A 24,898-nucleotide genomic window follows, 5' to 3' on the forward strand; every position below is an offset into this window, starting at 1 on the left:
CCCCCCCCCCCCCGCTCCCACTCAAGCCTGCTCCCACTTTTGATTTGCGGTGTTTGTGGCCGTGCGTGAATTCTGCAACGCGTAGCCCCTGTGGCTGGATCGCAAATACGCGAGTCAGTCGCTCAACAACGGCAGCGTCACCACAAACTCACTGCCCTTGCCCTTGCCCTCGCTTTTGGCGGTGACCTTGCCGCCATGCGCTTCAACCAGCTCGCGCACCACCGTAAGCCCGATCCCCAGGCCCGAGCCGTTGAAGCCGATGGCGTGTTCATCCTGCACGTAAGGGTCAAAGATCAGCGGCAGCGCCTTGGCCGAAACGCCAATACCGTTGTCACAAATGCTGATCCGCAGCGCGTCCGTCGCGGTCACAGCCAGCACAATCGAGCCGCCCACCGGCGTGTACTTGGCTGCGTTGGCCAGCAGGTTATGCAGAATCTGCGCAAGGCGCCCAGGGTCTCCGCTCACCATCACTTGGCCGTCAGGCAGGTGGGCCTCAAATTGCTGCTTCTTCGCCCGCATCACCGGGCCGCAGGCATCAATGGCACTTCTGAGGATTTGCAGGATGTCCACATCGCGTCGTTCGATGCGCAGCTTGCCCGTGCTGACGCGGGACACGTCCAGCAAGTCGTCGACCAACTGTGAAATATGCTGCACCTGACTTTCAATCAGCTCACGCATGCGCGGCAGCTGGTCGCTGGGCAGGCGAACCATGCGCTCGGCGATCATGCTGATCGGCGTCAATGGGTTGCGCAGCTCATGCGCCACCATCGCCAGGATGCTTTTCTGCTGGCCCAGCGCGCGCTCGGCCGTGGCCTGCAAGTCTTGAGCACTGAGCGCCGCGATCACCAGCTGCGCATTCGCCTCGCGAAGCTCCTGGTAAAGGCGTTGTTCCTCCAGGGGCGGCGGGGTTGCGGCGTCCGACTGAGCAAGCAGGATCGCCAGCACCAGCTGCTGATTGGCCTCGATCACCTGCTCGACGTGCTGGGTATCCACCAGACGGCTGCTGGCGTCAGTCAGTTGCTGCTGCAGGGCGGCCAGCACTGCACGCGCCTCAACGGTTTTTTGGCCAATGAGGAACAGCTCGTGAGCCGCCGTGGTCAGCTCACTGTCAGGCTTGCCGTCGCCGCCACTCACGAGTCGGGCTCACACATGTTTGGTTTCCGCCAAAGCTTGTCGGGTCGGTCGGCCGCCCAACAGCCCCTCCTGCTCCGGCAGCATGTCGCGAATCTGCAGGCCGTTATCGTCGATGTGGTACTGGCGCAGTTGGTCGGAGTGGGCGCTGGCGCGCACTTTGACCACGGCCATGATGCGCAGTAACCGGCTTTGTACTTCGATATAGCGCTGCACGATGATCGCGTCGGTCAGAAACGCGGTGCCATAAGGGCTGAAGCGCAGGTCGGTGTAACGGTCTTCGAGCTCCGAGGTCATCAACACGCTGACCCCAACGGCGGTCAGCGCAGTGACCATGCGTGACAGCGACTCGCGAAAATCCGCACGGAAGGTAGGCGCCAACGCCAGCTCAAAGCCTGACAGCGAGTCAATCACCACACGGGTGGCTTTCAACCGGCTGATTTCACTGAGCAGCAGTTGCACGATTTCGTCGATGGACAGGTCCGGCGCGCGGCTGTCCACCAGACTGACTTTCCCGCTCTTGATCAACTCGGCCAACTGAGGGTTCTGCGAATGGTTGGGCCGTTGCTCGAACGCCGCAATCACCCCGGTTTCGCCGTTGCGCACGCCTTCAGCGAGGAAGGTCGCCGCCAGGATGCTCTTGCCCGATCCGGACGGGCCGGCCACCAATAGCGAATAACCACGAGGCAGGCCGCCGCCGAGCATCTCATCAAGCGCCGGCACGCCCATTTTCAGGCGGGTGATCGGGAACGTCGACGGCGCTTCAACCAAACGGTTGACGGCGGCCGGCGGGAACACCTTGACCCCCGAGGTGGCAATACGAAAGGTGTGCAGCCCCGGCAAGGTCGGTTGGCCGCGCATCTTCATGATTTCCATCTTGCGCACCATCGAATTGCGCTCAACGCTCTGGCGCAGCCAGATCAGGCCATCGGCCACGGTGAAAATCGGATTAGTGTCCGTCTCGGTGAAATATTCGCCGATCAGGAAGGTGGTCGCCTGCCACGTGGTCATCAACATGCCCAACTGCTGGATGAACTGCGGCAGGTTGTTGTTCGGGTTGTGCTGCGTCTGACTGGCCAGCACCACGGAGCGGAAGGAATCGACAAACACCAGCGACGGCGAATGCGCCTCGACCTCGCTGACAATGCGCCGCAATACCTCGTCCAGGTCGCCCGCCAGGGTGTCGTCCGCCAGGTTTATATAACGAATCGACCGGTTGATGGCGGCGTCGTCGAAAAAATCGAATTGCTGCTGATAGCGCAGCATCTTCAGCGGCGGCTCACCGAGCACGGTAAAGAACAGCGCCGGACGCTCCGGCGTGGCCAGCGCAAACATCATCTGGTGCGCGAGGGTGGTTTTGCCGCAGCCTGGCGGGCCGGCGATCAGGTTGAACGAAAACTCCGGCAGGCCACCGCCCAGTACCTCGTCCAGTCCTGGCACACCCGTGGCCAGGCGGTTGATAGTCACTTTGGTGCTCATGGCGAAATTTCCTGCGAAGAGGTGTCGCTCGAAGAAGGCTGCCACACGCCAACCAGCAGACGTGCGGTGAGTGAAGGCCCGATCAGCGTGGTCAGAAGCTCGTAGAGGGTAGTCAGCAACACCTCACCGAAAAACAGCGCATCGGTTTCGTTCTGCTCGACGAGTACGGATTTGAGGGCAATCAAGTCCATCGCGGCCGGCACACTGTCATAGGTGGCGGCCAGGCGTGGATGGGTCGAGACGCACAGATGGAAGCTGCGACGGTACAGCGCGGCAACGCCTTGCTGGCCGATGACGGGCGCCAGTGCTGCGCCCACATCCTGCAAAATCGAAACAACCGCCGCGGCGATGCTTGCAGTGTCAGCCTGCGGACCAACACGGTGCGCCAGAGAAGCTACGATCCGGCGGCTCTCTTCGCTAAGCGTGGGCATGTCTGACTAATATCTGATGAACAGAGACTGATGGTACACCCTATATCCGCAGATAGAGACCCCCGGCGGCCTGCCAATTGCGCGTGGACAGGCTCCCCCTTGCGGGCATGATCGACTACCATACCGCGCCGGTTCCCACACGGGACTAATAGGGAATCCGAAGCGCGTTCATTGCGCCAATCGGAACTGCCCCCGCAACTGTAGGTGCTGAGCCTGCTCCACATCGCCACTGGGCATTGCCCGGGAAGGCCGGAGCGTGGCGACGACGCATCAGTCAGGAGACCTGCCGGCCCAGCAAAATCACTAACCGGCGGGGTGTCCGGGAAGTACCTCCGCGCCCTGCGATGCCCGCAGCGCTCCAGGGTGTATTTCCGAGCCGTACCTCCCCAGTTCCACGTAAGGTTCACCCGGAGATTGCCCGATGTTGCCACGCGTTACCGCCCTGATCACCGCCCTGGGCTTTTGTGCCCTGGCCCAAGCGGCGCCCACTCACTACCCGCTGACGGTGCAGAACTGCGGCAGCACCCTGACCTTTGAGCAGGCGCCTGCGCGCACGGTGACCATCGGCCAGGCCGCCACCGAGATGCTTTACGCCTTGGGCGTGGGCGACAAAGTGGTCGGCACCTCGCTGTGGTTCAACAACGTATTGCCGCAATTCAAGGCGCAGAACGACGCCATTGAGCGCCTGGCCAACAACGAACCCAGCTTCGAAGCGGTGATCGCCAAGCGCCCGCAACTGGTGGCGGCCGAGCTGGAATGGGTGGTGGGCCCGCAAGGCGTGGTCGGCACCCGCGAGCAGTTTCACGAGCTGAAGATCCCCACCTACCTGCTGCCCTCCGACTGCGAAGCCAAGGACAACCTGGTGGGCGCCGACGGCACGCGGCTGGAGCCGTTTCGCGTCGAGACCGTCTATAAAAGCATCAGCCAACTGGCCGAGATTTTCGACGTACAGGCGCGCGGCCAACAATTGAACGACGAGCTCAAGGCGCGCCTGGCCAAATCCATTGCCACCGCCCACAGCAAAGGTCTCAAGCAGGCCAGCGCATTGGTGTGGTTCTCCAGCTCGGAAATGGCCAGCGACCCGTACGTGGCCGGCCACAAGGGCGTGCCCGAATTCATGCTCCAAACCCTGGGCCTGCACAACGTGGTGCAGTCCGATGAAGAGTGGCCCGCCGTCGGCTGGGAGACCATTGCCAAGGCCAACCCGACCTTTCTGGTGATCGCGCGCATGGACCGGCGCCGCTACCCGGCCGACGACCATGAAAAGAAACTCGCCTTCCTGCGCAGTGACCCGGTGACGCGCAACATGGACGCGGTGAAAAACAACCGCATCATCATCCTCGACGCCCTGGCATTGCAGGCCAGCGTGCGCACGTTCGATGGCCTGGAACAGCTGGCCGGCGCCATCGACGGCTACGACCTGCGCAAATGATGCGTACCCTTCTCGCACTGGCGCTGCTGTTGCTCGCCGTGCTCGCCGGGGTGGCCATCGGCGAAACCGCCATCGCGCCGCAGGTGGTGTTGCAAGTGCTTGCCAACAAACTGTGGGCAGCCGGTTATGCGCTTGACCCAATCGACGAAGGCGTGGTGTGGAATTACCGCCTGACCCGCGCCCTGGTCGCCGCCGCGTGCGGTGCCGGGTTGGCCACGTGCGGGGTGATCTTGCAGTCGCTGTTGCGTAACCCGTTGGCCGATCCTTATCTGCTGGGCATCAGCGCCGGCGCCTCGACCGGCGCGGTATTGGTGGCGCTGATCGGCATCGGCGGCGGGCTGGTTTCGCTGTCGGCAGGCGCGTTTGTCGGCGCCATGGCGGCCTTTGCGCTGGTGATTCTGCTGGCGCGCGCCAGCGGCTCGGCGAGCGGCACCGGCCAGATCATCCTCGCCGGCATCGCCGGGTCACAGCTGTTCAACGCCCTCACGGCGTTCCTGATCACCAAGTCCGCAAGCTCCGAGCAGGCACGCGGCATTATGTTCTGGCTGCTGGGCAACCTCAGCGGGGTGCGCTGGCCGTCGGTGTGGCTGGCGGTGCCGGTGACCGTCGCAGGCCTGGCGGTGTGCCTGTGGCACCGCCGCGCGCTGGACGCGTTCACCTTCGGCACCGACTCGGCGGCCTCGCTGGGCATTCCAGTGCGCCGCGTGCAGTTTGTGCTGGTGGGCTGTGCGGCGCTGGTGACGGCGGTGATGGTGTCGATTGTCGGCTCCATTGGCTTTGTCGGGCTGGTGATTCCGCATGCCGTGCGCCTGCTGGTCGGTACCGGGCATTCACGCCTGCTGCCGGCCAGCGCCTTGGGCGGCGCGCTGTTTTTGATAGCCGCCGACGTGCTCTCGCGCACGCTGATCAAGGGCCAGGTGATTCCGGTCGGCGTGGTTACCGCGCTGGTCGGCGCGCCGGTGTTTGCATTGATCCTGATCGGCCGGAGAAACGCGCGATGACGGTGCTCAGTTGCACAGGGCTGGGGTTCAAAGTGCGCGACGCCGAGTTGCTGCGCGATATCCACCTTGACGTTCAGCAGGGTGAAACCTTGGGCATTGTCGGGCCGAACGGTTCCGGCAAGTCCACCCTGCTCAAACTGCTCGCCGGTTTGCGTGCACCGGCGTCCGGTGAAGTGCTGTTGGGCGGCCAGCACTTGGGCCGCCTATCCCGGCGCGCCATCGCGCAGCAACTGGCCGTGGTGGAACAGCAGGCTGATACCGACGACGCCATCCGCGTGTTCGACGCCGTGGCGCTGGGCCGCACGCCCTGGCTGTCGGCGCTGAGCCCCTGGTCTGAAGAAGACGACGCCATCGTGCGCCAGGCGCTGCACGACGTGGACGCCACCCACCTGAGCAAACGCGCATGGCGCAGCCTTTCGGGCGGCGAACGCCAACGCGTGCACATCGCCCGTGCCCTGGCGCAACGGCCGCAGATTCTGCTGCTGGATGAGCCGACCAATCACTTGGATATCCAGCATCAACTGGCGATCTTGAAGGGCGTGCAGGCCTTGCCGGTGACCACGTTGATTGCGCTGCATGACCTCAACCAGGCGCTGACCTGTGATCGTTTGGCTGTGCTGGACCGCGGGCGGCTGGTGGCGCTGGGCCCGCCACTGGAGGTGCTGACGCCGCAGCGATTGCAAGAGACATTCGGGGTACAGGCGCACTACCTGACGGACCCGTTTGACGGCGCGCAGATCCTGCGGTTGCGCTCGAACTGACTGGCTGAACGCCGTTAAAATGTGGGAGCTGGCTTGCCTGCGATGGCGGTGGGTCAGCCGACTGTTGTATCACTGACACACCGCCTTCGCGGGCAAGCCCGCTCCCACAGTTTGACCGAGTTCATCTGCCAGTGCCGCACTGCTTTGCTTTTCTGTGGGAGCTGGCTTGCCTGCGATGCAGACACCTCGGTCTATCAGGGACACACAGTTGATGCCATCGCAGGCAAGCCAGCTCCCACAGTTGATTGAGTTCAGCTTCCAGAATCAGGTCGGCTGCCCGGGGTCCTTGAAGCAGCTACAGCGACCGCTGCATATGCGTCGTCCGCCAAACCGGGTCCGCCTCGACATCAACAATTTCAAACCCTTGCCGAAGCCAAAAATCAATCGCGCCAGCAAGAAACGGATGAGTATGCAGGTAAACCATCTCCACCCCCTCCCCCCGCGCCTTCGCCTCCAGCGCGCCGTACAACTCACCCGCCAACCCGAATCGGCGCAACGCCGGCGCCACAAACAGGCGCACCACCTCCACCGTCTTGAGGCCCTGGTAATTCAACTGGGAGAAGCGCCCGTCGTAGGGCACATAGCCGATGGCCGCAACAATTTGGCCATCAACGCGGGCGATCAGGAACTGGCCGTCGCCATGAACATACACCGCTTCAAATCGCGCCAGATCGTCCGGCATGCCGGCTGCGCTGAGCTTGGGGAAAAGCTCGCTGCGAGCCTCAAGGACAAAGTCCAGCACTGCTGGAATGTCGTCGCAGGTCACGTCCTGAATGACCGGTCGCTCGTTCATACAACTTTGATCTGGCTGATCCCTACCACCTGCGCCTGCTCCAGAATCTCCTCGGGCGTCGCATCCGCAGGCGGCAGGATCAACCCATTCTCCGCATCGCCAAAATGCAATTGCAGTAAATGCATCGCCGCCTCGTGCACGGGCAGTTCAGGCTGTTTGAGTTCAAACACGTGGGTGCGGGGCTCGTCGTTGAAGAGGTAGTTCAGGGTGTATTTGCGCATGGTGGCATCCTTGTGATGGGAGTAAGCAACTGCATATCCTGACCTACCGATCAGGTTTCAAGTTCAACCGGGTGAGGCGCCTAACCCCCGCAGATGCTACTCAGCCGACCTTACACCCGCTCTATCCGCCCCGAATAACAGCCTTGCTTGGCGTTGTGAACATGGATGTAACCGACCGCTGGGTTGGCCAACATTCGCTCGATCACCGGCTCTATCTCCTGCCCCGGCGCGACATCGGCCTCCAGTAGCATGCCGTCCTCAGAAAACGCCCGAAGAGACAGCAGCCGGATTCGCATCACCTCAGGCACTTGATTCACCGCATCGTAGGCCTGCGTCGCGCCCTCTCGAACGAATATTGCGTGCGAGGCGCGGTAGGGTGAGTTCGCGGGTTGGCTGACGTGATTGAGCAACAACATACTCTGCCCGACCTCGGCGTCCTTCATCTCTATGCGGTCAGGAAAGCCTGGCTGACAGTCGACATAGCAACGCTTGATGCCACGCGAGGCGAGTTCGTCATCGGGCAACCCAAACAAGCTGGAAAAAGGTTCGGGGGCAAGCCCGGTAATTCGAAAGTTCATGATAGAGGCCTCTCAGGGTAGGCACCTATCAGGCGATACCCGCGGCATCATGCACTATCCGATTCTTGCGCCGAGATTCACCCGCACAGGGTGCTCATGCATTGTCCCGCACGTAGCGAAGATAACCGTTGGCCGCCGTCCCCACACAAACAAATCCCGCGTGCTCATACAGCAGCCGGGCAGGGTTATCTGGCCGTACGTGCAACCTCAGTTGATTGAAGCCACTCTGTTTGGCCTTGAGCGCATAAGCGTCCAGCAGCGCCCGGCCCACCCCGTTGCGCCGGCAGGCCTCGCTGACATTGAGGGTGTACAGCTCGGCGGCGCCTTGCTCGGGCGCCCATAACGAGTAGCCCGCAAACTGCCCATCAAGCATCGCGACGGTCAGCCGGTCAAAGTTGTCTGCCCAGAGGGTGAGGTGTCGCTCAAGTTGCAGCCGCCATGCGGATTCATGCGCAGGCTCCCAACACTGGATGTAGGCTTGCTCGCCCCGGTAGATCGATGGCAGGTCGGTCACAGCGGCCGGCCTGAGTGTTACGCGAGAATCACACATTGCACCGCCCTTGATGACTGACGATCTGGACGCGTGAGATTACCTGCCTTGCTGCAAAAAAGGGATTTCATCTTCTTCGCCAACCGCTCTGCTAGCATCCGCGCCAGCCCACCACGGAGTCGCCCCTATGCTACGGATTGCAGCCTGCACCCTCCTCGCCAGCTTGTGCGCCCCATCGGCCCTGGCCGAACAACGCCTGCAGTGCGCCGACGCCACGGTGACGATCGGCGTGGACGCGACGTTGCCCTTGCTGACCAGCGAAAGCGCTGAAGTTTTCCTGCGCGTAGAACGCGGCCCGCGTGCAACGCTGCTGCGCTACTACAGCATCGACTTCATCGGCGGCGCGTGCGACTCCGACGCCAATGGCGAGCCGCGCATCGTCTACCAGGCCGTGTGCAACGGAACAGCCTGCCACACCCTGTCGAATTGGGGCGTCATCAACCCCGTGACCTTGCAGGTGCTGCTGATACCCGCCGATGACAGCCTGGAGCCCGCCACGCGCCTGCTCGGGCATCGGCCAGCGCTTACGGCTGCGCCGTTGAATGTGAGTGTGGAGGCGCATCGATTGGGGTTGGCGACGCCTTGATGCGAGCCGTGATCCACGCTCGGCTATGCAACAGCACCGCCTGCGCCATCGCCACCGGAAAATGAATAAACCCGTGGGCTGACTCCGGTAGCAGATGGGCTTCAACCTCCGCCACCGCTGCCCATCGCTCAGCGAGATGAAGCGTGTCGTCCTTGAGCGGGTCCAACTCCCCCACAAACATCAACGCCGGCGGCAAACCTGTCAGGTCGCCATACAACGGTGACAACGGCGGTTGCCGACGTTGTTCATCACTCAACCCCGGCGTGAGCATGCGCAGCGCCTCGACCATTCCCGGCCCGTCCAGCAACAATGTCTCCGGCCCCGCCGTGCGCACGCTCGGTGTGCCAGTCAAGTCGTATACGCCGTAGTACAACACCGCACCGCGCACGCGCTTGAGCAAATCCGGCCATTGCTTCAGCGCCAGCAAGGTTGCCGCCGCCAGATGCCCACCGGCGGACTCACCCACGACAAACACCGGCAAATCGGCAAACTCGTCACTGCTGAGCAGCCAACGCGCCGCATTCAGGCAGTCTTCCATCAGCCCCTCAACCGGCGTGTCGACCGCCAGCCGATAATCCACCGACACCACCGCCACGCCACACGCCTGCACCATGCCCAGGTTCAGGTCGTCGTCCATCTGCGCATTGCCGATCACCCAGCCGCCGCCGTGGATATCCAGCACCACGCCTTTGGTTTTCCCCTCGGGCCGCAGGATGCGTACGGGCACCGAGCCGACCCTTCGGGTTTCGGCCACAGGCGCTTTCTTGAGGGCTTGGCTGACCCGCAACAGCGCCTGAATCACACGCGGCGTGACGCGGTTGCGGATTTTAAAGCGCGGCATCCAGGCAAGCTTCTTGTTGAAGTCGCGCATCTGCTCCAGCTCAGGCTCGCTGGCAGGCCACGGTGTGTAGGCCATCAGCGATTGTTCCGCAAAATCGAGAAATTCAACGCCGCCGCCACACTCAGCCACGCCAGGTACGGGAACAGGATCAACCCGGTGATCAAGTCCAACCGCAACGCCATCACCACCAACGCCGCTACTACGAGCCACAGCAGCACGATCACCACCATCCCGGCGAAGAGGTTATGCGCGCCGAAAAACACCGGCGTCCACAGCGAGTTCAGCGCAATCTGCGCCGCCCACAAGCCCAGGGCCAATTGGCTGCCGGGGATCATCGTCAGGCGATAGCCCGCCCACGCTAGCAGCAGGTAGATGACCGTCCAGGCCACCGGAAACAGCCAATTGGGTGGGGTGAAGCTGGGTTTGACCAGGCTTTCGTACCACTGGCCGGGCTTGAAAATAACGCCGGTGCTGGCGGCCGCGGCGCAGGCGATGAGGAAAATCAGGAAGATCATGGGCAATCCACTCTCAGGGTTCATTTGAAGATAGGACGCATGGGGAGCCGGTAAAAGTTCACAAATCCTCCGGCGCCACGATCTTCAGCCAAGGCCAGCGCGCTTGATAACTGCGGGCCTTGGCGGCGAACAACTCAGGCTCCGGGTGCAGCGGGTTGATGCGCAACACGCCCTGCTCCACATCCGCTAAGCCATAGGGCGCATACACCTCGCCGGTGTCGATCTCCAGCCCGATGCAGGTGCCCGCCACCAGGTAACGGTCCACGCCCTGTTTAGCCGAGTGCAACTGTGGATAAGGCCGACCAAAACGCTCGCCGTACCAAAGGTGCACCCGTGCCTGGTTCTTGACCTCGACGTTGACGCCCAAATCCTCAAACAGCCGTTCGGCGGCGCGGATCACCTTGTCCTCCGCTTCGTAGGACAGATCCGTGTCGAAGTAAAAGACGTCGTAGTCCTTTACGCCCTGCGCCGCAGGCAAGTTTGACTGATGGTTCCATACGGCCTGGAACAGGCAGCCCGCCGTGAGCATGCACTGCTCCACACCGAGGTCGGGCAGGCGCGCGGTGATCTGGGCGTTGATGGGGTTGGCCATGGCCAGGTCGAGCAGGGTGTTGACGGTCAATGTCATGGTTAATCCTTGGGTGTTCAGTGCGGCTCAAGCCACCGCCCCTACACGACTGGCGGGAGGGTTTCGTGACGGCAATATTTCTATACACTTTGCCCGCCCGCCACCAATCGTCAAGGATAAAACGATGCGAATCAGAGAAATGGCCCTCATCACCGCCGCCGCGTTGCTGCTCACCGCCTGCAGCGACAGCCCATCGGACGCCGAGATTCAAGCCGCGCTGCAACCCAAGCTGGAAGGGGCTTCCTGCGTAAAGGCGGCGATGTTCAACAGCTTCCCGGTGACCTTGAGTGACAGCGTCATGAGCGGCACCTCCAGCGCCAACCAGCCGGCCTTCGATGCGCTGACCAACGCCGGCCTGCTGGCCAAAAGCGACAAAACCTACACCCTCACCGACGCCGGCCGCGCCGCCTACGTGCAGCAGGAATCCGGGTTCTGCTACGCCCAGGGCTATGAAATCGCCAAGGTCCAGAACATTGCCGCCAACACCAACCCCATGGGCGACGCCGTGGACAAATCCTGGGTGGTAACCGTCGACATTCGCCAGAAAACCATCGCCGACTGGGCCAACACCCCGGCGATTGAAAAACTGGCCCGCAACCCGGAAAACCTCTCCGAAGTGCCAAAGACCTACCACGTGGTGGTCGGGCGTTTGAAGGGCGAGCAAACGCTGAAGCTGATCGACCCACGGTTTTCGATCATGCGTGGGGTTGGGGTGAATCAGGCGTTTTAAACCCGGCACGCTTGTGGCAAGCAGGCTTGTTGTGGCTTGAGTGCTTGTTGTGGCGAGCAGGCTTGCCCTGCGCTGGAGTGCGCAGCGCTCCCAACCCAGCCACCGCGGTCCAACAGTAAAACTCGGTCGCCTGTTTGCAGGGGCCGCTTCGCACCCCAACGCAGGGCAAGCCTGCTCGCCACAAAAGGAGTTTCCTCAGCCTGGGACATTGCGAACGGCCCGCAGCACCTTGCCCCATTGCCTACGCGTGCGTCAGAATCCGCCGGCTTGTGCGCTGGGGTGGCCGTCTCTAAGGTGGCTCGGTCGCTGAATGTTCAGTGATCGGGTTTAGTAGCCTGAGTTGGGTATTGAAAAGTGCATGAGCTTCATCAATCAGACATTGCGTCTGTGCTTGATGGTGGCTGTGCGTAGGGCGTCTTCGGGCGCGCCGGCTTTGATATCCACCGGTCTACTAACCTGCGCACAGCTGCCACCTTTTCGTTTAGTAGCGAAAGGATGGCGGCCAAAACCAGGATATCGTTATGACTCAAGCAAAAACTGACTCAACCACCCTCTTCACCGTCGTCCCCGACGCCAGCACCGAAACCCTCATCACCAACAGCTACGAAACCTTCACCAGCGTCAGCACCCTGCTGCTCGACCTGTCCGAAGACCTGTGCGGCAAACACCGCGACATCGCCCTGGCCATCCACCAACTGAGCGAACTGGGCGTGCTGCTCACGGCCAAATTGCTCGACCGTGAAGCGCCTTGCCCTGGCTGACCCACAGCCCACGGCAGCGCCGCTGAGGGCGCTGCCTTCAATTAACCCCAGGGAACGAATCAACGTACTGAATGGTGAAGTCTGGAAAGGAGTCAACAATCTGGATCTTGTAGTCGGGGAAGCTCTCGACTGTTTTCCACTTACCGGCCGAATCGGGAAAACTGCTCACCTGTTTTACCTTAAGGTCAGGGAAACTGTTTACCACCTTGACCTTATAGTCCGGGAAGCTACTGACAAACTTGATGTTGCCGTAAATCTTTGACACATCAACAGTCGTATCCGCTTGAGCGCCGAAGGCACACGCCAGCAGCAGTGACGCGAGAGCAACTTTGAACATGACAGCCTCATCCTGAGAAATAAAAAGGCGCCCAGTTTAACGACCTGCGCGCACAACGTCCTGTAGTGCTGGGTTCTTAACCCTTCAACTCACCCGCGCGGTTACTCGCCGCATCGTCGTAAGCCACATACAACGACTCGGCGATCTGGCTTTTGATGGCTTTGGTGGCTTCCAGCCCCAACACAAACCCTTCAGCCTTGCCGCCAGCGCGGTTGAGTTCTTCGTGGGTGGAAGCGCCGGTGATGGCGTCGAGCAGCTTGATGGCGTGAGGGCCTACGCCTTTGGGGAGGGAGATTTGGTCGATGGACATGGCGATACCTTGAGAAAAAATGATCGGGAGCGCATGGACCACTGCCGGGGGATGCCATGGTAGACCGGTTGGCGGGGAAAGGGGCGCTTTCGGGCCAGAAGCGGACTCTCAAATTTGTCTACGATACCTGGGTCACTTCACTTTCCCCCTTAGTTACCCACGGCATTAACGGGTGAAGGCGGCTCAATAGCGCGTGCGCGATTCAGCCCCTTCAAAAATGAGCGTGCCCGTTCATGCGCGCAGACTGGGAAGACAAAGATGTATAAGTCCGGTCATTAGTGGGGAATCTCGTCAGGGCCTAGGATTCTTGACGTAGCGCATGACGACGAAACAGGCGATCAGAATCAGCGGTGCGATGGAAAGCATCCCCATGTACGTGGAACCGGACAGATCGTTGATCTTGCCCACCATCACAGGTGCAACGATGCCGCTCAATTGACCGATGGAGTTGATTGCAGCAGTCCCAGTAGCGATTGCCAGACCGGAGAATGTCGATTGTGGGATAGTCCAGAAAATCGGAATCGCAATAAAGGTGCCCGCGGTAGCGAGTACGAGTGCTGCCATCATGGTCCATGAAGAGTCGGAAAATAGGCAGGCTAGCAGGTAGCCGACTGCCGCCGCCATCAGGCACAGAACAAGATAAATCTTACGCTCACCGGTACGATCGGAACGCCGGGTCAGCCATATCATGCCGATACACGCCACGATGTACGGCAGCGCGGAAAGCATCCCTACCCAGAACAAGCTCTGCACACCAGAGGATTTGATCAGATGTGGCATCCAGAAGTTGAGGCCATAGGAAGCGGTCTTAATCACAAAGTAAATAAACGCCATGATTGCAACTTCCCGCGTCAGCAACACACGCCACAGGGCCCCCAATATCGGCTTCTGATTGACTTTGTCATGCGCCAGATTAGCCGCCAGCAAATCCTTTTCGCTACGGCTTAACCATTTGGCCGACTCGATGTCTCGGTCCAGTTTCCACAGCACTAGCAGGCCAAGTACTACACAAGGCAGTCCGGACATCAGAAACAGCCAGTGCCAGCCAGCCAGACCGAACACGCCATCCATCGTTCCCAATAGAATCCCCGCGGCCGGCCCCCCGACAGCGCCTGCAAGAGGCACTGCGAGGAACCAGAGGCCATTCATTTTCGCCAAGTGCTTCTTGGGAAACCAGCACGCCAAGTAGAACAGGATCGCTGGGCCAAAACCGGCTTCCATGACGCCGATCAGAAATCGCAGAAAGTACAGGGTGTATTGCGTGTAGGCGAACATCAACGCCGCCGTCGCCAACCCCCAGGAAATCATTATTCGGCATATCCAAGCAGGCGCACCATAGCGCTTGAGCCCAAGGCTGCTGGGGACTTCGAATAGCACATAGCCGAAGAAAAACATGCTTGCGGCCAGACCGTACGCCGCGTCGGACAAACCCAATTCTTGTTGCATCTGGGTCTTGGCGAAGCTGATGTTGATCCGGTCAAAATAAGAAAAAAGAAAGCAGATAATGGCCAGCGGCATAATTCGCCAGGCCACACGCCTATAAAGCAACAGCTCATTAATCGTTTCTTCGCTGCGCGCAAGCGCGATATCAGTCGTCATGGCGACCATGATGTTTCTCCATTGTTGTAATTATTGGAGAGAGGCAAGGCCCTTCAGAAACCCTGCTCAACGGGTTCAGCTGACTAGAATCAGTTTGTTCCTGTAAGCCTGACCTCTGACGACATAGTCGGCGGCGTTTCGGTGCATGTTGGCAATCGCTTCAGGCGTCAGTTCGCGCACGACTTTGGCAGGTGCGCCGAGAATAAGTGAGTTGTCCGGGAACACCTTGCCTTCGGTGACAATGGCTCCGGCACCGACCAGGCAATTTTTGCCGATGACCGCCCCATTGAGCACAACTGCCTGAATCCCAATCAGTGCTCCGTCGCCGATGGTGCAACCGTGCAACATAGCTTGGTGACCGATGGTGACGCCCTCGCCCACCGTCAGCGCAAATCCCGGGTCGGCATGCAGCACCGCACCCTCCTGCACATTGCTATGTTGACCGATGCAAATCGGCTCGTTATCACCACGCAGGACAGCCTGGGGCCAGACACTGACGCCCTGCGCCAGCGTGACATTGCCGATGACGGTAGCGTCTTGCGCGACGAAGGTTTCAGCGTGGATGGTGGGGATAAGCGTGTCATATTGATAGATAGCCATGGCAACTTATCCTTAGGCCTGAGTATCAGTTTTCAGAACACCGGCAGCACACAGCTGGGCAATGTGTTCGTCGCTGTAGCCCAGTTCACGCATGACTGTGTGGGTGTGCTCGCCGACGCGTGGAATAGATCGACGGGGTTGCAGACGCTCGCCATCCAGGGACAACGGCAGCAATGGCATGGCGGTGAACGATCCGTCTTCGAGTTCAAGATTTGCCAGGCCGCCGCTTTGCAGCAGATGAGGATCTTCGAACAGTTCCTCGGGCCGTCGAATCGGCGCAAACGGAATACTGTTGGCCTCAAGTTCCAGGGCAAACGCTTGAGCGTCCATGCTGGCAAAGACTTCAGCCAAGTGAGCCAACAGACGTGGCCGCTGCAGCACGCGATCATTGTTGGTAGCAAGGGTCTGGTCGTCCAGCAATGTGGTCTGGCCCAGCAATTGACACAAGGCGGTCCACTGACCTTCACCTGTGGCGGCGACGAACATCTGCTCCCCATTGGCGAACTCGAATACATCGTAAATGGCCCATGCACTGATACGATTTGGCATCGGTGCAGCCGCTTGGCCGGTCACGGCGTACTGCTGCATATGCTGAGCAGCGAGCAATACGCAGTTTTCGTAAAGCGAGCTTTGCACCTCACGACCGACGCCGGTGACATTACGATCGTTGAGCGCAGCAAGCACACCGATAGCACCGAACATGCCGCCCATGATGTCGTTCACCGAACTGCCGGCACGCAGAGGTCTACCGACCGGGCCGGTCATATAGGCCAGGCCCGCCATCATTTGCACAACTTCATCCAGGGCCAGGCGATTGTCGTAGGGGCCGTTGAGAAAGCCTTTGTGCGAGGCGTAGATAATGCGCGGGTTACGCGCTCGAATCGCCGCGTAACCGAAGCCGAGCTCGCTCATGCGGCCGGGCTTGAAATTCTCGATAAACACGTCAGCGGTGTCGATCAACTCCAGTACCGCATCTCGTCCTTGTTGAGTATTGATATCGATGGCGATGCACTGTTTGTTGCGGTTGAAGGTGCGAAAAAAACCGGCACCGGCGCCCAGCAGACGGCGCGTACCGTCCCCGCGGATCGGCTCAATCTTGATCACCTCGGCACCGAGGTCTCCCAGGATCATTCCGCAGGTCGGGCCCATCACCATGTGAGAAATTTCAACGACGCGAATGCCGTCCAATGGAAGCCTGGACATTAGGTTTCTCCTTGATCGGGTAGGTTCAGACGCGGCCGGCAACTGATGCGTAACTGAGTGGCAGGCCAGCTCGTGCAATGCAGCCGTAGAGCGTCTCGTGCGGCAGTGCTTCGCTCAGCACATTTCGAGAAGCGATCAGTGCTGCCAGGTCGATGCCAGTCTCGTAGCCCATGCTCTGCAGCATGAACACCAGGTCTTCTGTGACCGTATTGCCGGATGCGCCCGGTGCAAACGGACAACCACCCAACCCGGCCAGCGAGGCGTCGAGCTCGGTGATACCTTGCTGAACGGCGACCAGACTATTGGCAAGCGCCAGGCCTCGAGTGTCGTGGAAGTGCACGGCCCTGAGCTTGTCACCCGCGATGGCGCGAACCGCCTGCAAGGTGGTCGCCACTTGGCCAGGATTGGCATAGCCCGTGGTGTCTCCCAAGGACACCAGATCGCAGCCGGCTTGAAGCACATGCCCGGTTAACGCACAGAGATCGCTCAATGGAACATTACCCTGGCGGGTGCAGCCAAAGGCCACAGACATTCCGGCAATCACTTGAACATTGTGCAAGCCAAATTCAGTGCGCAGTTGGCACATTCGCGCCAGCTCTTCGACCATTTCCAACGGCGTACGGCGCACATTGGCCAGGCTATGGGCTGCGCTGACGGATACGGGCGCGATGATACGGTGCGCGCCAGACTCCAGCGCATTGCGACAGCCGCGCAGGTTAGGCGCCAGGACCGTGACAACCAAATCCGGAAAACTTAAGGCATGGGCTACGACTTCTTTGGCATCGGCCATCTGCGGCAACAGTTTGGCGGGAACAAAGGACGCGACCTCCATGTATCGCACACCGGCGGCATAGGCGGCATCGATCCATTGTCGTTTGGCAGATGTCGGCATAGTGGCTTGAAGGCTTTGCAAACCATCACGCATGCCGACTTCATTGATTGTTATTGTTGTCATGAAAAAAGCTCTCACAGTCTGAAACGCAGCTTCAGATTAGAGAGGCATGGATTCAGCAAAAAGACGTCATTTACGCGGTGATCCATCGCCAACCGCGACGGATGCAGTCAGGGGCGGGACGGAAGCGATGTTGCTCGCAAAAGCAAATGATCCAGCAATCGCCTTGCCGACAGCGATAGTGCATCCCGATCACGTACACAGATAACAAACTCACCCAATGCCCAATCATCGGTCAGAGGGATGATCCGCAAGTCAAACAACCGTGCATACCGTTCGACTGCTTCGAGTGGGAATACAGCAAGCCCCAAGCCGAATTGCACCAAGCGAAATGCTGCGTCAAACGACGATACATAGGAGCGAAACCGCAACTCATGGCCCACCTTCGTCGCTTCACTGCGCATGAAGTTATTCAACGTGGCGAAAGCTGACAGCCCCAAGTGATCAAAGGCCAGGGTCTCAACGAATGCAATATTGGTACGATCGGCCAGGGAATGGTTCGCCCCTACGACGACCGCCAGATGATCCCGACGATAGGGCAGAAACTCCAGATCGCCCACGGCCATTGATCGTCGACAAATACCTAAATCAGCATTGCCTTCGGCTACCCCGCGGACCACATCGGGACTGAAACGCTCTTCGATGTCTGCCTGGATTCTTGGGTGCTCGATCATGAAGTCGGACAGTTCTTCCGGTAGGAACTCCATGATTGACGAGATGTTTGCCAACACCCGTACATGTCCTCGGGCGCCTTCAGCGTATTCGCTAAGTTCGCTATCGAGCCGCTCCATAGCCCGCGTTAGAGATCGAGCGTGCCGAAGTAGCGCTAACCCCGCCGGAGTCGCTTCAACCCCGCGTTTGCTGCGGTTAAGCAGCGGCGTACCAAACCGGGCCTCAATATCGGAAATACGCTTACTGACCGCCGACGGCGCAATGAATGCCCGCGCGCTGGCGCGTGCAATCGTGCCCTCTTCACAAACCAGAATGAACAAGTGCAAAGATAAGTGATCCAGGTGCTGCATTACGTCCTTCCTTCAAATCGCAATGTGGCGCGAAGAGACGTATTCCCCGCGTTCAATCTATTGAGGTTTTCGCAAATATTCTGGATATACGCAATCGCCGTGTGAATGGCTTCGGGTTTTCCAGACGCATCGAAAGTCAGCTATTGGTCAAAAGCTGCCCTTCCCGACAACCCGCTACCGAACAAACGCAGATACATACATCATTCCCCAACCCTCCCCACCAACACCCCAAACAACTCCCCCCGCGGCATCTCACTCACCGCAATCCCCGCATTCTCAAACCACGCCTTCCCCGCCTCCGGATGCGGCCCGCTCAGCACCACCACGCCCTTCTCATACCGATACCGCGCCGCCGCCACATCCCCATTGCGATAAGTCGCAATCACCGTATACGGCGCGTGCCCATCAACCTTGGGAAAATACGGTCCATCCTGATAGAACACGCTGTCTGGCTTGCCATCCCACACCACCCGCACCGCCGCGTCTTCAATCCCGCGCACTTCAAACCCCGGCCGCCCGGCTTCGGAGTCGAGGTCTTGGGGTATCAACCCAAAGTTGCTGTTGTCCGCCAGATAAGCCCCCATGCATAACCCCAGGTAGCGCCCGCCCTTGGCCACGTATTCACGAATGGCGTCCACGCGTGCGTCACCAAAGCTGTCGAGCGCAGCGGGAATGTCCTGCCCGCCGCCCGGCTGAACATAGAGGTCGTAACGCGCAAGGTTTTGCGGGGTGATGTCGATGGCTTCATCCGCGCCGACAAAGTCGATCTGGTAGTTCGGGCTGAGCCGCAGCAAGGCGTTTTTGACGTTCTCGGAACAGTCGTCACACCCCGCCGGGCCACGGTAGATGGCGACATGGGTGATGGGCGTTGCGCCTTGCGCCCATGGCGATTGCAGGGTGGCGAGGGCAAAAAACGCGACGGTGATAGCAGGCAGTTTCATGGCGGCTGGCTCAGCGAACAGTGGGTCGGGGCTGTTCAAAGCCTATATCGAAGGTTTCTTTGAATACGTAAACAGTTGTAAATCGGCTAGTGTCGCCTGAACCCACATCCGCCAGAGGGCATGCAATGGAGCTGACATTCAGCCACGTCGATATATTGGTCGAGGACCTCGAACAGGCGTGCGCGTATTACGCCAACATTTTCAACGCCAACATCTCCACCACTCAAGTCTGGAATCGCGGCGGCTTTCATGTGCGGTATGCGGTCGTGCTGATGGGCCAGGAGCGTTTTATGCTGGTGCAGCCGCTGACGGGTAATTTGCGCGAGCTGTTGGACGCACACGGCGAAGGGATGATTTACCGGCACTGCTACACCACGCCGGACATCGAGGTGGCCTATGCCGAGTTGGTCGCCAAGGGCGTGCAACCGGAGGATGAAAACGGCCGGCCATTGGCCCTGGAGGATCTGCAGTCGCCATCCGGCACGCGCATCATTTGGTTGCCCAAGCGCTTTGGGCATTTCTCCATCGAGATTCTGGAAGAAAAAGGCTTGCAGGCCTTTATGCTGGCGGCGTTTGCTTGAGCGGCGTTGCATTACCCCTTTACATGAGGATTACTGTAGGCCGTGCCTGACTCAGAGATCGCCGCCATGTTTGAACTCGCCTCCCTCGTCACCTACGTCGCCGTGGTGATCGGTCTTTTCCTGATCCCCGGCCCTTCGGTGTTGTTGGTGCTCACGCGTACGATTCAAGGCGGGCGCAAGGTGGGCATCGCCACCGGGCTGGGGGTGGCTTGCGGCGACTTGATTCACACACTGTGCGCGGCACTGGGCCTGTCAGCGATTTTGATGACCTCGGCGGCGGCGTTCAACGCGGTGAAGTGGGCCGGTGCGGCGTATCTGATCTACCTGGGCGTGCGGGCCTTTATGGCCAAAACCGGCAAGCATGCGCGCCTTGAGTTACCGGCGGTGACGCCGCGTCAGGCGTTTTTCCAGGCGATCGGGGCCGAGGTGTTGAACCCGAAAACCGCGATCTTTTTTCTGGCCTTTTTGCCGCAATTTGTTCATCCCGAATCCGGCTCGTCGCTGGTGCAATTTGCGGTGCTGGGTTTGATTTTTTCGGTGCTGAGCGCGATTTACACGAGCTTGCTGGCGATCTCGATTCGCCCGTTGAGTCGCGGGTTCAAGGGGCTGTCAAAGCTGCGTCGCTGGGAAGGCAAAATCATCGGCACGCTGTTTATGGGGCTGGGGCTGAAGGTGGCCTTTCAGCAGCGATAGGCAAGCGCGATGAAATTTCACGGTTTTGTACTCGGGCATATAGAGGTTGAGGTCGAAGGACGCGCCTGTGACCTGCACAATTTCTATGTCGCCAGCGACATCCATTACGCGCTGTCTGAGCGCACGCTGTCGCTCAGGTTTACACGACGGACCGAGGACTGGGTGCCGCCCGAAGAGCCACGGGAGATCACCGTCACCTTCCATGGCGTGAGTTATTTTTCGGCCGAAGGGCGCCATGATAGCCCGATTGAGGATGACACGGTGCTTCACGCCATCGGCATTGTGGAAGCCGACGCCGCGACAGAAACGTTCTACCTCTGCGATACCTTCCCCGCCGACCATCACGTGGTCGTGTGCTTCGCATCGGGTCTGACTTTGCGGCTGCACGCCGTTGAGGCGTGGTGTGACATTCAGGTCTAAGGCGTTTCACTTCGAACCGATGGGAACCACTGGCTAACCCGTGAATACGGGCCGGATGATGTGATGACTTTTTTTGAATCTCAGGACCTTTGATGCCCCTAACCAAACGCGCCACCGCCCGCCTCGAACGCCGCCTGGTCGCCACGCTGACCGAAGCCTGCGAAACCGCCAAAGCTGAAATCCCGGGCTTCGAGTGGCTGACTCACACGGTTGACTACGCTGCGTTCCCGCAAAGCCTGCGTGTGATTTGGGTGTTCGATACGCGGGCCAACAAGGATCTGGCCCTGGCAAACGGGGCGGACCAACGTATGCGCGAACTGACGGCTGCTGCGTTGGAAGACGCCGAGGTGGCCTCGGTGAAAATCGAGCGCTGTGTACGCTTTGATTGCGAAGAAGCCTGCAACCTCCAGCATGGCGGTGATTGGCGGGCGCGACTGGCCTGAAGCGGCTCTACTGTGGGAGCTGGCTTGCCTGCGATCGCCCTGGATATCTACACAACTTTTGAAGGCAACCAATTTCTCCCAGTGGCGAGCAGGCTTGCCCTGCGTTGGGCTGCGAAGCAGGCCCAGTAAAGGCACTGCCATTTTCCTGAAAGAACTCAGCGTCTGGGTTTGGGGCTGCTTCGCAGCCCAACGCAGGGCAAGCCTGCTCGCCACAACAGCGCACTCTGTGCTGCGGTAGCGGTGGATCAGTGGCATAGGCTTACGCTGACACGCCCCTATCGCAGGCAAGCCAGCTCCCACAGTTGATCGTTGTTGCTCGCCAATGCTGCGTGGGCGCTGATCATTCCAGTGGCCGCAATGACGAGGCCACCAGCAGATCTCGTGTATAGGCATGCTGCGGTGTCTTAAACAGCTGCTCGGTACTCCCCGCCTCCACCATCAAGTCGTACGCCAACGCGCGTACCACGGCCAGGTCATGGCTGATCAGCAAACTCGGGTGGTGTCGCCGTGTTCGGGGCATGGCTTCAAGCACTCGGCGGCGCTGGGTGAAGCGTTTGCGCAGTGGTGCATCCGGGGTTCGAGTGACCTGGATTTGTCGTCGTTTTCGTTGAAGCGCTTTGCGAACAGCTGAGAAGCCGCACACAGCTCTCGGTGGTCTGTAGGGGCTAAAGCTTTGTGACGCGCGGGCTTCTTGTGGCGAGCGGGCTTGCCCCGCGTTGGGCTGCGCAGCAGCCCCAATGAGGCAAAATGCAGTGTGCCAGACGTTACTCCGGCGGCTGGTTTGGGGCTGCTTCGCAGCCCAACGCGGGGCAAGCCCGCTCGCCACATCAGGCCCGCTTGCCACACCAAGCCCGTTTGCCACACCGAGCCCGCTCGCCACGAGGGTTACGCGCGCCTGCTGAGCCTTTTATTTGGCGAAGGCGTACTCGCCGCCCTGCTCCACTGCCTTGTGGTACGCCGGGCGCGCCTGGAAGCGTTGCACCCAGGCGGCCAGGTTTGGGTAGGCCTGCAACTTGCCTTGGGCCTTGGCGATTTCGCCGATGAAGCTCATCTGGATATCAGCGCCGCTCAGCTCGTCACCCACCAGGTATGGCGTGTCCGCCAGCACGTCGTTCAGGTAGCCCAGGTAGTTGGCCAACTCCGACTCGATGCGCGGATGCAACGGTGCGCCCGCTTCACCCAGGCGGCCGACGTAGAGGTTGAGCATCAGCGGCAGCATTGCGGAGCCTTCGGCGAAGTGCAGCCATTGCACGTATTTGTCGTAGGTGGCGGTGGCCGGATCAGGCTGCAGGCGGCCTTGGCCATGACGGCGGATCAGGTAGTCGATGATCGCGGCGGATTCGATCAGCACAAGGTCGCCGTCTTCGATCACCGGGGATTTGCCCAGCGGGTTGATGGCCTTGAGTTCGGGCGGGGCAAGGTTGGTTTTCGGGTCGCGCTGGTAGCGCTTGATCTGGTAAGGCAGGCCGAGTTCTTCGAGCAGCCACAGAATGCGTTGCGAACGCGAGTTGTTGAGGTGGTGGACAGTGATCATAAGGGCTCCGCTGAACGAGAGTGGGTATCCAGGTAAGAGACTACGCTGTCGCGGTGGAGTGCCATGGATTAATTCGCAACCATCGCCCACAACGACGCGCCGACCCCGGTGATGCTCTCCCCGGCGATCAATCCGGCCGCCGCGGTAATCGCAAAACGTTCGGTGAGACTCGGCCAGCGGCAGCTCGCCAACCACGTCAACACCGCGCCGAGGGCCATCATCAGCGACACCGAAGCCGGCAGCACGAAGGCCAGGCCCAAGGCCGCGGCGCTGGGCAGATACCGGGCGCGTCGGGCGGACAAGGTGCTGTCGAGAATGCCCAGCAACACGCCGACCGCGCCTGCCAGACCAATCGCCCAACGAATGCTCACCGACAATGAATCCAGGCCATGGGTCAGGGTTTGCGCCACGGCTTTCCAGGTGGCGACCGCAGGTGCCGGCCACTCTTCGGTGAGCAGCATGCTTTGCGGGTCAGGGATCAACGCCAGGTAGGCAAACACACCGACGATGCTGCCCACAAAAATCCCCAGGATTTGCGCGATTACTTGCTTGCGCGGCGTGGCGCCAATCGCCTTGCCAACCTTGAAATCGTTCATCAAGTCCGTGCATTGCCCGGCCGAGCCGCCGGCGGTGTTGGCACTCATCAAGTTGATCGGCACTTGCCCCGGCGCAACGATGCCGAAGCTCAGCTGGGACAATTGCCCGATGGCGCCAATCGGCGGAATGCCGGTGGCGCCGACCACGCGCGCCGCCACGGCGGCCAGGCAAATCGCCAGAGGAATGGTCAGCAAGGCCATCCACAGGTTGATGCCGAACAACAGCGCCTGCAGGCTCACCACCAGCACAATCGCCAATGCAAAACCGGCGGCAGGCCCAGCCTTGGGGATCGCCCAGGGCGTGCCGCCGCCGGCTTGGGTGGACGTGTGCAAGCCCCACAGGCGGATCGCCAGCGAGGCCAGCGTCGAACACACCATCAGGCTCACGCCGGGCCACAACAACCACTCCACCAGCGCGGCAAATTGCGGGCCGCTGCTATCTGCCGGCAGGCTGACCAGGCCTTGCGCCAACAGCCACGGCCCCAGCCCGCCCCAGGCGAGCAAGGCGCCAAGCAGCAGGGTCAGGCCCACGCGAATACCGATGATGCCGCCAAAGCCGAGCAACAGCAGCGAAGGGTCGGCGGTAAACGTCAGGCGCTCCAACGCCGCGCTGGGCGACCAGCGCGGCAAGGCCCACATAAACGTGTCCACCCATTTGACCAGCCCGGACAGCACCGCGGCGCCGAGCAGCACCTTCAAGCGCGTGGCGGCTTCGCGGCCGTGGTTGTAGATGTGCAGCAGGGTTTCCAGGGTGGCCATGCCTTCGGGAAATTTCAACGCGTTGTCATTGAGCAGCGAGGGCCGCAGGTACCAGGCAATCCAGATACCGAGAAAGCTCACCGAGAACACCCAGGCGATCATCGGCAAGGCGTCCAGCGTGTGGCCGGTCAACAAGGTGTAGGCCGGGATCGGTGCCACCAGCCCGCCGGAGATAATCGAGGCGGCGGCCGAGGCAACGGTCTGGTTGATGTTGCTTTCGTGCAGTGTCCACGGCAGTTGCCCGGGGCTGCGCCTGGCCAGGCCCTGCCAGATGGCATAGCCGACCAGCAAGGCGATGATCGACATGTTGAACGACCAGCCGATCTTGAGCCCCGCGTACACATTCGAGGGCGTGAGCAGGATGCCCAGCACGATCCCGGTAATCACCGCGCGCAGGCTGAGTTCGCGTTCCACGGGGGCGGTCAGGTCGGGGGATGGCGGGGTCGAAGGCATGCGGATTCCTTTCGGCA

The 24,898-nt window shown here is 60.5% G+C and carries 30 protein-coding genes, 1 pseudogene and 1 riboswitch; of the genes and pseudogenes, 11 read left to right on the forward strand and 20 right to left on the reverse strand.

What is annotated here, in order from left to right; translation table 11 throughout:
• Positions 1-114: 114 nt before the first annotated feature.
• From NTD89_RS11725 to NTD89_RS11735, 3 genes are read right to left on the reverse strand one after another with little or no spacing between them, the layout of a single operon-like run.
• Complete coding sequence (locus tag NTD89_RS11725) at positions 115-1,134, reverse strand: sensor histidine kinase (protein ID WP_262207774.1); 1,020 nt, start codon at positions 1,132-1,134, stop codon at positions 115-117.
• A 9-nt stretch (positions 1,135-1,143) separates the two neighbouring features.
• A complete protein-coding gene (locus tag NTD89_RS11730; RefSeq protein WP_262207776.1) occupies positions 1,144-2,610 on the reverse strand; it encodes an ATPase domain-containing protein in 1,467 nt (488 codons plus the stop codon).
• Entirely contained in the window at positions 2,607-3,041 is a 435-nt protein-coding gene (locus tag NTD89_RS11735; RefSeq protein WP_256676531.1) for a hypothetical protein, read from the reverse strand. The genes NTD89_RS11730 and NTD89_RS11735 overlap by 4 nt, the downstream gene beginning before the upstream one ends.
• 112 nt (positions 3,042-3,153) lie before the next feature.
• A riboswitch (cobalamin riboswitch) is annotated at positions 3,154-3,347 on the forward strand.
• A 115-nt stretch (positions 3,348-3,462) separates the two neighbouring features.
• On the opposite strand from NTD89_RS11735, the gene NTD89_RS11740 reads away from it, so the two are divergent.
• Genes NTD89_RS11740 through NTD89_RS11750 form a run of 3 tightly spaced genes read left to right on the forward strand, consistent with a single transcriptional unit; the run spans position 3,463 to position 6,235 of the window.
• Entirely contained in the window at positions 3,463-4,473 is a 1,011-nt protein-coding gene (locus tag NTD89_RS11740; protein WP_262207778.1) for an ABC transporter substrate-binding protein, read from the forward strand.
• On the forward strand, positions 4,470-5,474 hold the full coding sequence (locus tag NTD89_RS11745; RefSeq protein WP_262207780.1) for a FecCD family ABC transporter permease: 1,005 nt from the start codon (positions 4,470-4,472) through the stop codon (positions 5,472-5,474). Before NTD89_RS11740 ends, NTD89_RS11745 begins: the two co-directional genes overlap by 4 nt.
• On the forward strand, positions 5,471-6,235 hold the full coding sequence (locus tag NTD89_RS11750) for an ABC transporter ATP-binding protein (protein WP_262207782.1): 765 nt from the start codon (positions 5,471-5,473) through the stop codon (positions 6,233-6,235). The genes NTD89_RS11745 and NTD89_RS11750 overlap by 4 nt, the downstream gene beginning before the upstream one ends.
• 295 nt (positions 6,236-6,530) lie before the next feature.
• On the opposite strand, the gene NTD89_RS11755 is transcribed toward NTD89_RS11750, so the two are convergent.
• The 4 genes from NTD89_RS11755 to NTD89_RS11770 all read right to left on the reverse strand — a co-directional run bounded on the left by NTD89_RS11755 (position 6,531) and on the right by NTD89_RS11770 (position 8,341).
• Complete coding sequence (locus NTD89_RS11755) at positions 6,531-7,028, reverse strand: GNAT family N-acetyltransferase (RefSeq protein WP_169367240.1); 498 nt, start codon at positions 7,026-7,028, stop codon at positions 6,531-6,533.
• The gene (locus NTD89_RS11760) at positions 7,025-7,249 is read right to left on the reverse strand and encodes a hypothetical protein (protein ID WP_262207785.1); all 225 of its coding nucleotides are present in this window, start codon (positions 7,247-7,249) and stop codon (positions 7,025-7,027) included. The genes NTD89_RS11755 and NTD89_RS11760 overlap by 4 nt, the downstream gene beginning before the upstream one ends.
• 110 nt (positions 7,250-7,359) lie before the next feature.
• Positions 7,360-7,827: a DUF1203 domain-containing protein gene (locus NTD89_RS11765; RefSeq protein WP_262207786.1), complete on the reverse strand. Its 468-nt coding sequence runs from the start codon at positions 7,825-7,827 to the stop codon at positions 7,360-7,362.
• 94 nt (positions 7,828-7,921) lie between these two features.
• Positions 7,922-8,341, reverse strand: a complete 420-nt coding sequence (locus NTD89_RS11770) for a GNAT family N-acetyltransferase (RefSeq protein WP_262207787.1) — start codon at positions 8,339-8,341, stop codon at positions 7,922-7,924.
• Between the two features lie 163 nt (positions 8,342-8,504).
• Here NTD89_RS11770 and NTD89_RS11775 point away from each other — a divergent pair, with 163 nt between their 5' ends.
• Entirely contained in the window at positions 8,505-8,963 is a 459-nt protein-coding gene (locus NTD89_RS11775) for a hypothetical protein (protein WP_262207788.1), read from the forward strand.
• On the opposite strand, the gene NTD89_RS11780 is transcribed toward NTD89_RS11775, so the two are convergent.
• Genes NTD89_RS11780 through NTD89_RS11790 form a run of 3 tightly spaced genes read right to left on the reverse strand, consistent with a single transcriptional unit; the run spans position 8,902 to position 10,947 of the window.
• On the reverse strand, positions 8,902-9,879 hold the full coding sequence (locus tag NTD89_RS11780; RefSeq protein WP_262207789.1) for an alpha/beta hydrolase: 978 nt from the start codon (positions 9,877-9,879) through the stop codon (positions 8,902-8,904). The genes NTD89_RS11775 and NTD89_RS11780 overlap by 62 nt on opposite strands.
• Positions 9,879-10,319 (reverse strand): tryptophan-rich sensory protein TspO, encoded by a 441-nt coding sequence (tspO, locus tag NTD89_RS11785; RefSeq protein ID WP_262207790.1) that lies wholly within the window; start codon positions 10,317-10,319, stop codon positions 9,879-9,881. The genes NTD89_RS11780 and tspO overlap by 1 nt, the downstream gene beginning before the upstream one ends.
• A 58-nt stretch (positions 10,320-10,377) precedes the next feature.
• Positions 10,378-10,947, reverse strand: coding sequence for a nucleotidyltransferase family protein (locus NTD89_RS11790; RefSeq protein ID WP_262207791.1), 570 nt, complete (start codon positions 10,945-10,947; stop codon positions 10,378-10,380).
• Between the two features lie 124 nt (positions 10,948-11,071).
• Here NTD89_RS11790 and NTD89_RS11795 point away from each other — a divergent pair, with 124 nt between their 5' ends.
• Together NTD89_RS11795 and NTD89_RS11800 are read left to right on the forward strand one after the other, a co-directional pair.
• Positions 11,072-11,677 carry a hypothetical protein gene (locus NTD89_RS11795; protein WP_262207792.1) on the forward strand — a complete coding sequence of 202 codons (606 nt, stop codon included), beginning with the start codon at positions 11,072-11,074 and terminating at the stop codon, positions 11,675-11,677.
• Between the two features lie 521 nt (positions 11,678-12,198).
• The gene (locus tag NTD89_RS11800) at positions 12,199-12,438 is read left to right on the forward strand and encodes a DUF6124 family protein (RefSeq protein WP_122528559.1); all 240 of its coding nucleotides are present in this window, start codon (positions 12,199-12,201) and stop codon (positions 12,436-12,438) included.
• A 37-nt stretch (positions 12,439-12,475) separates the two neighbouring features.
• Here NTD89_RS11800 and NTD89_RS11805 read toward each other — a convergent pair whose 3' ends face one another.
• From NTD89_RS11805 to NTD89_RS11840, 8 genes are all read right to left on the reverse strand, one after another.
• Positions 12,476-12,775 carry a hypothetical protein gene (locus NTD89_RS11805; RefSeq protein WP_017136894.1) on the reverse strand — a complete coding sequence of 100 codons (300 nt, stop codon included), beginning with the start codon at positions 12,773-12,775 and terminating at the stop codon, positions 12,476-12,478.
• 76 nt (positions 12,776-12,851) lie between these two features.
• Positions 12,852-13,085: a hypothetical protein gene (locus NTD89_RS11810; RefSeq protein ID WP_106576648.1), complete on the reverse strand. Its 234-nt coding sequence runs from the start codon at positions 13,083-13,085 to the stop codon at positions 12,852-12,854.
• A gap of 291 nt (positions 13,086-13,376) precedes the next feature.
• Positions 13,377-14,693 carry an MFS transporter gene (locus NTD89_RS11815; protein WP_262207794.1) on the reverse strand — a complete coding sequence of 439 codons (1,317 nt, stop codon included), beginning with the start codon at positions 14,691-14,693 and terminating at the stop codon, positions 13,377-13,379.
• Positions 14,694-14,759: 66 nt separating this feature from the next.
• On the reverse strand, positions 14,760-15,284 hold the full coding sequence (locus tag NTD89_RS11820) for a gamma carbonic anhydrase family protein (RefSeq protein ID WP_262207796.1): 525 nt from the start codon (positions 15,282-15,284) through the stop codon (positions 14,760-14,762).
• Between the two features lie 12 nt (positions 15,285-15,296).
• Positions 15,297-16,487 (reverse strand): CaiB/BaiF CoA transferase family protein, encoded by a 1,191-nt coding sequence (locus NTD89_RS11825; RefSeq protein WP_262207797.1) that lies wholly within the window; start codon positions 16,485-16,487, stop codon positions 15,297-15,299.
• 25 nt (positions 16,488-16,512) lie between these two features.
• Entirely contained in the window at positions 16,513-17,442 is a 930-nt protein-coding gene (locus tag NTD89_RS11830) for a hydroxymethylglutaryl-CoA lyase (RefSeq protein ID WP_262207798.1), read from the reverse strand.
• Between the two features lie 107 nt (positions 17,443-17,549).
• A complete protein-coding gene (locus tag NTD89_RS11835; protein ID WP_262207799.1) occupies positions 17,550-18,461 on the reverse strand; it encodes a LysR family transcriptional regulator in 912 nt (303 codons plus the stop codon).
• A 200-nt stretch (positions 18,462-18,661) separates the two neighbouring features.
• Entirely contained in the window at positions 18,662-19,402 is a 741-nt protein-coding gene (locus NTD89_RS11840; protein ID WP_262207801.1) for a BPL-N domain-containing protein, read from the reverse strand.
• Between the two features lie 125 nt (positions 19,403-19,527).
• Here NTD89_RS11840 and NTD89_RS11845 point away from each other — a divergent pair, with 125 nt between their 5' ends.
• The 5 genes and pseudogenes from NTD89_RS11845 to NTD89_RS11865 form a co-directional block, all read left to right on the forward strand.
• Positions 19,528-19,983, forward strand: coding sequence for a VOC family protein (locus tag NTD89_RS11845; RefSeq protein ID WP_262207803.1), 456 nt, complete (start codon positions 19,528-19,530; stop codon positions 19,981-19,983).
• A 66-nt stretch (positions 19,984-20,049) separates the two neighbouring features.
• Positions 20,050-20,676, forward strand: coding sequence for a LysE family translocator (locus tag NTD89_RS11850; protein ID WP_315975607.1), 627 nt, complete (start codon positions 20,050-20,052; stop codon positions 20,674-20,676).
• Between the two features lie 9 nt (positions 20,677-20,685).
• Positions 20,686-21,096 (forward strand): hypothetical protein, encoded by a 411-nt coding sequence (locus NTD89_RS11855; protein ID WP_242195295.1) that lies wholly within the window; start codon positions 20,686-20,688, stop codon positions 21,094-21,096.
• Positions 21,097-21,188: 92 nt separating this feature from the next.
• Positions 21,189-21,539, forward strand: a complete 351-nt coding sequence (locus NTD89_RS11860; RefSeq protein ID WP_262207814.1) for a hypothetical protein — start codon at positions 21,189-21,191, stop codon at positions 21,537-21,539.
• Positions 21,540-22,023: 484 nt separating this feature from the next.
• Positions 22,024-22,170 (forward strand): annotated as a pseudogene (locus NTD89_RS11865) (N-methyl-L-tryptophan oxidase); the annotation flags it as partial.
• Between the two features lie 276 nt (positions 22,171-22,446).
• On the opposite strand, the gene NTD89_RS11870 reads toward NTD89_RS11865, so the two are convergent.
• Together NTD89_RS11870 and NTD89_RS11875 are read right to left on the reverse strand one after the other, a co-directional pair.
• Complete coding sequence (locus tag NTD89_RS11870; protein WP_145158593.1) at positions 22,447-23,073, reverse strand: glutathione S-transferase family protein; 627 nt, start codon at positions 23,071-23,073, stop codon at positions 22,447-22,449.
• A gap of 68 nt (positions 23,074-23,141) precedes the next feature.
• Positions 23,142-24,881: an OPT family oligopeptide transporter gene (locus NTD89_RS11875; protein ID WP_262207815.1), complete on the reverse strand. Its 1,740-nt coding sequence runs from the start codon at positions 24,879-24,881 to the stop codon at positions 23,142-23,144.
• Positions 24,882-24,898 lie beyond the last annotated feature (17 nt).

Source organism: Pseudomonas sp. 14P_5.3_Bac1, assembly GCF_025466135.1.
In the GTDB taxonomy this organism is placed as follows: Bacteria; Pseudomonadota; Gammaproteobacteria; order Pseudomonadales; family Pseudomonadaceae; genus Aquipseudomonas.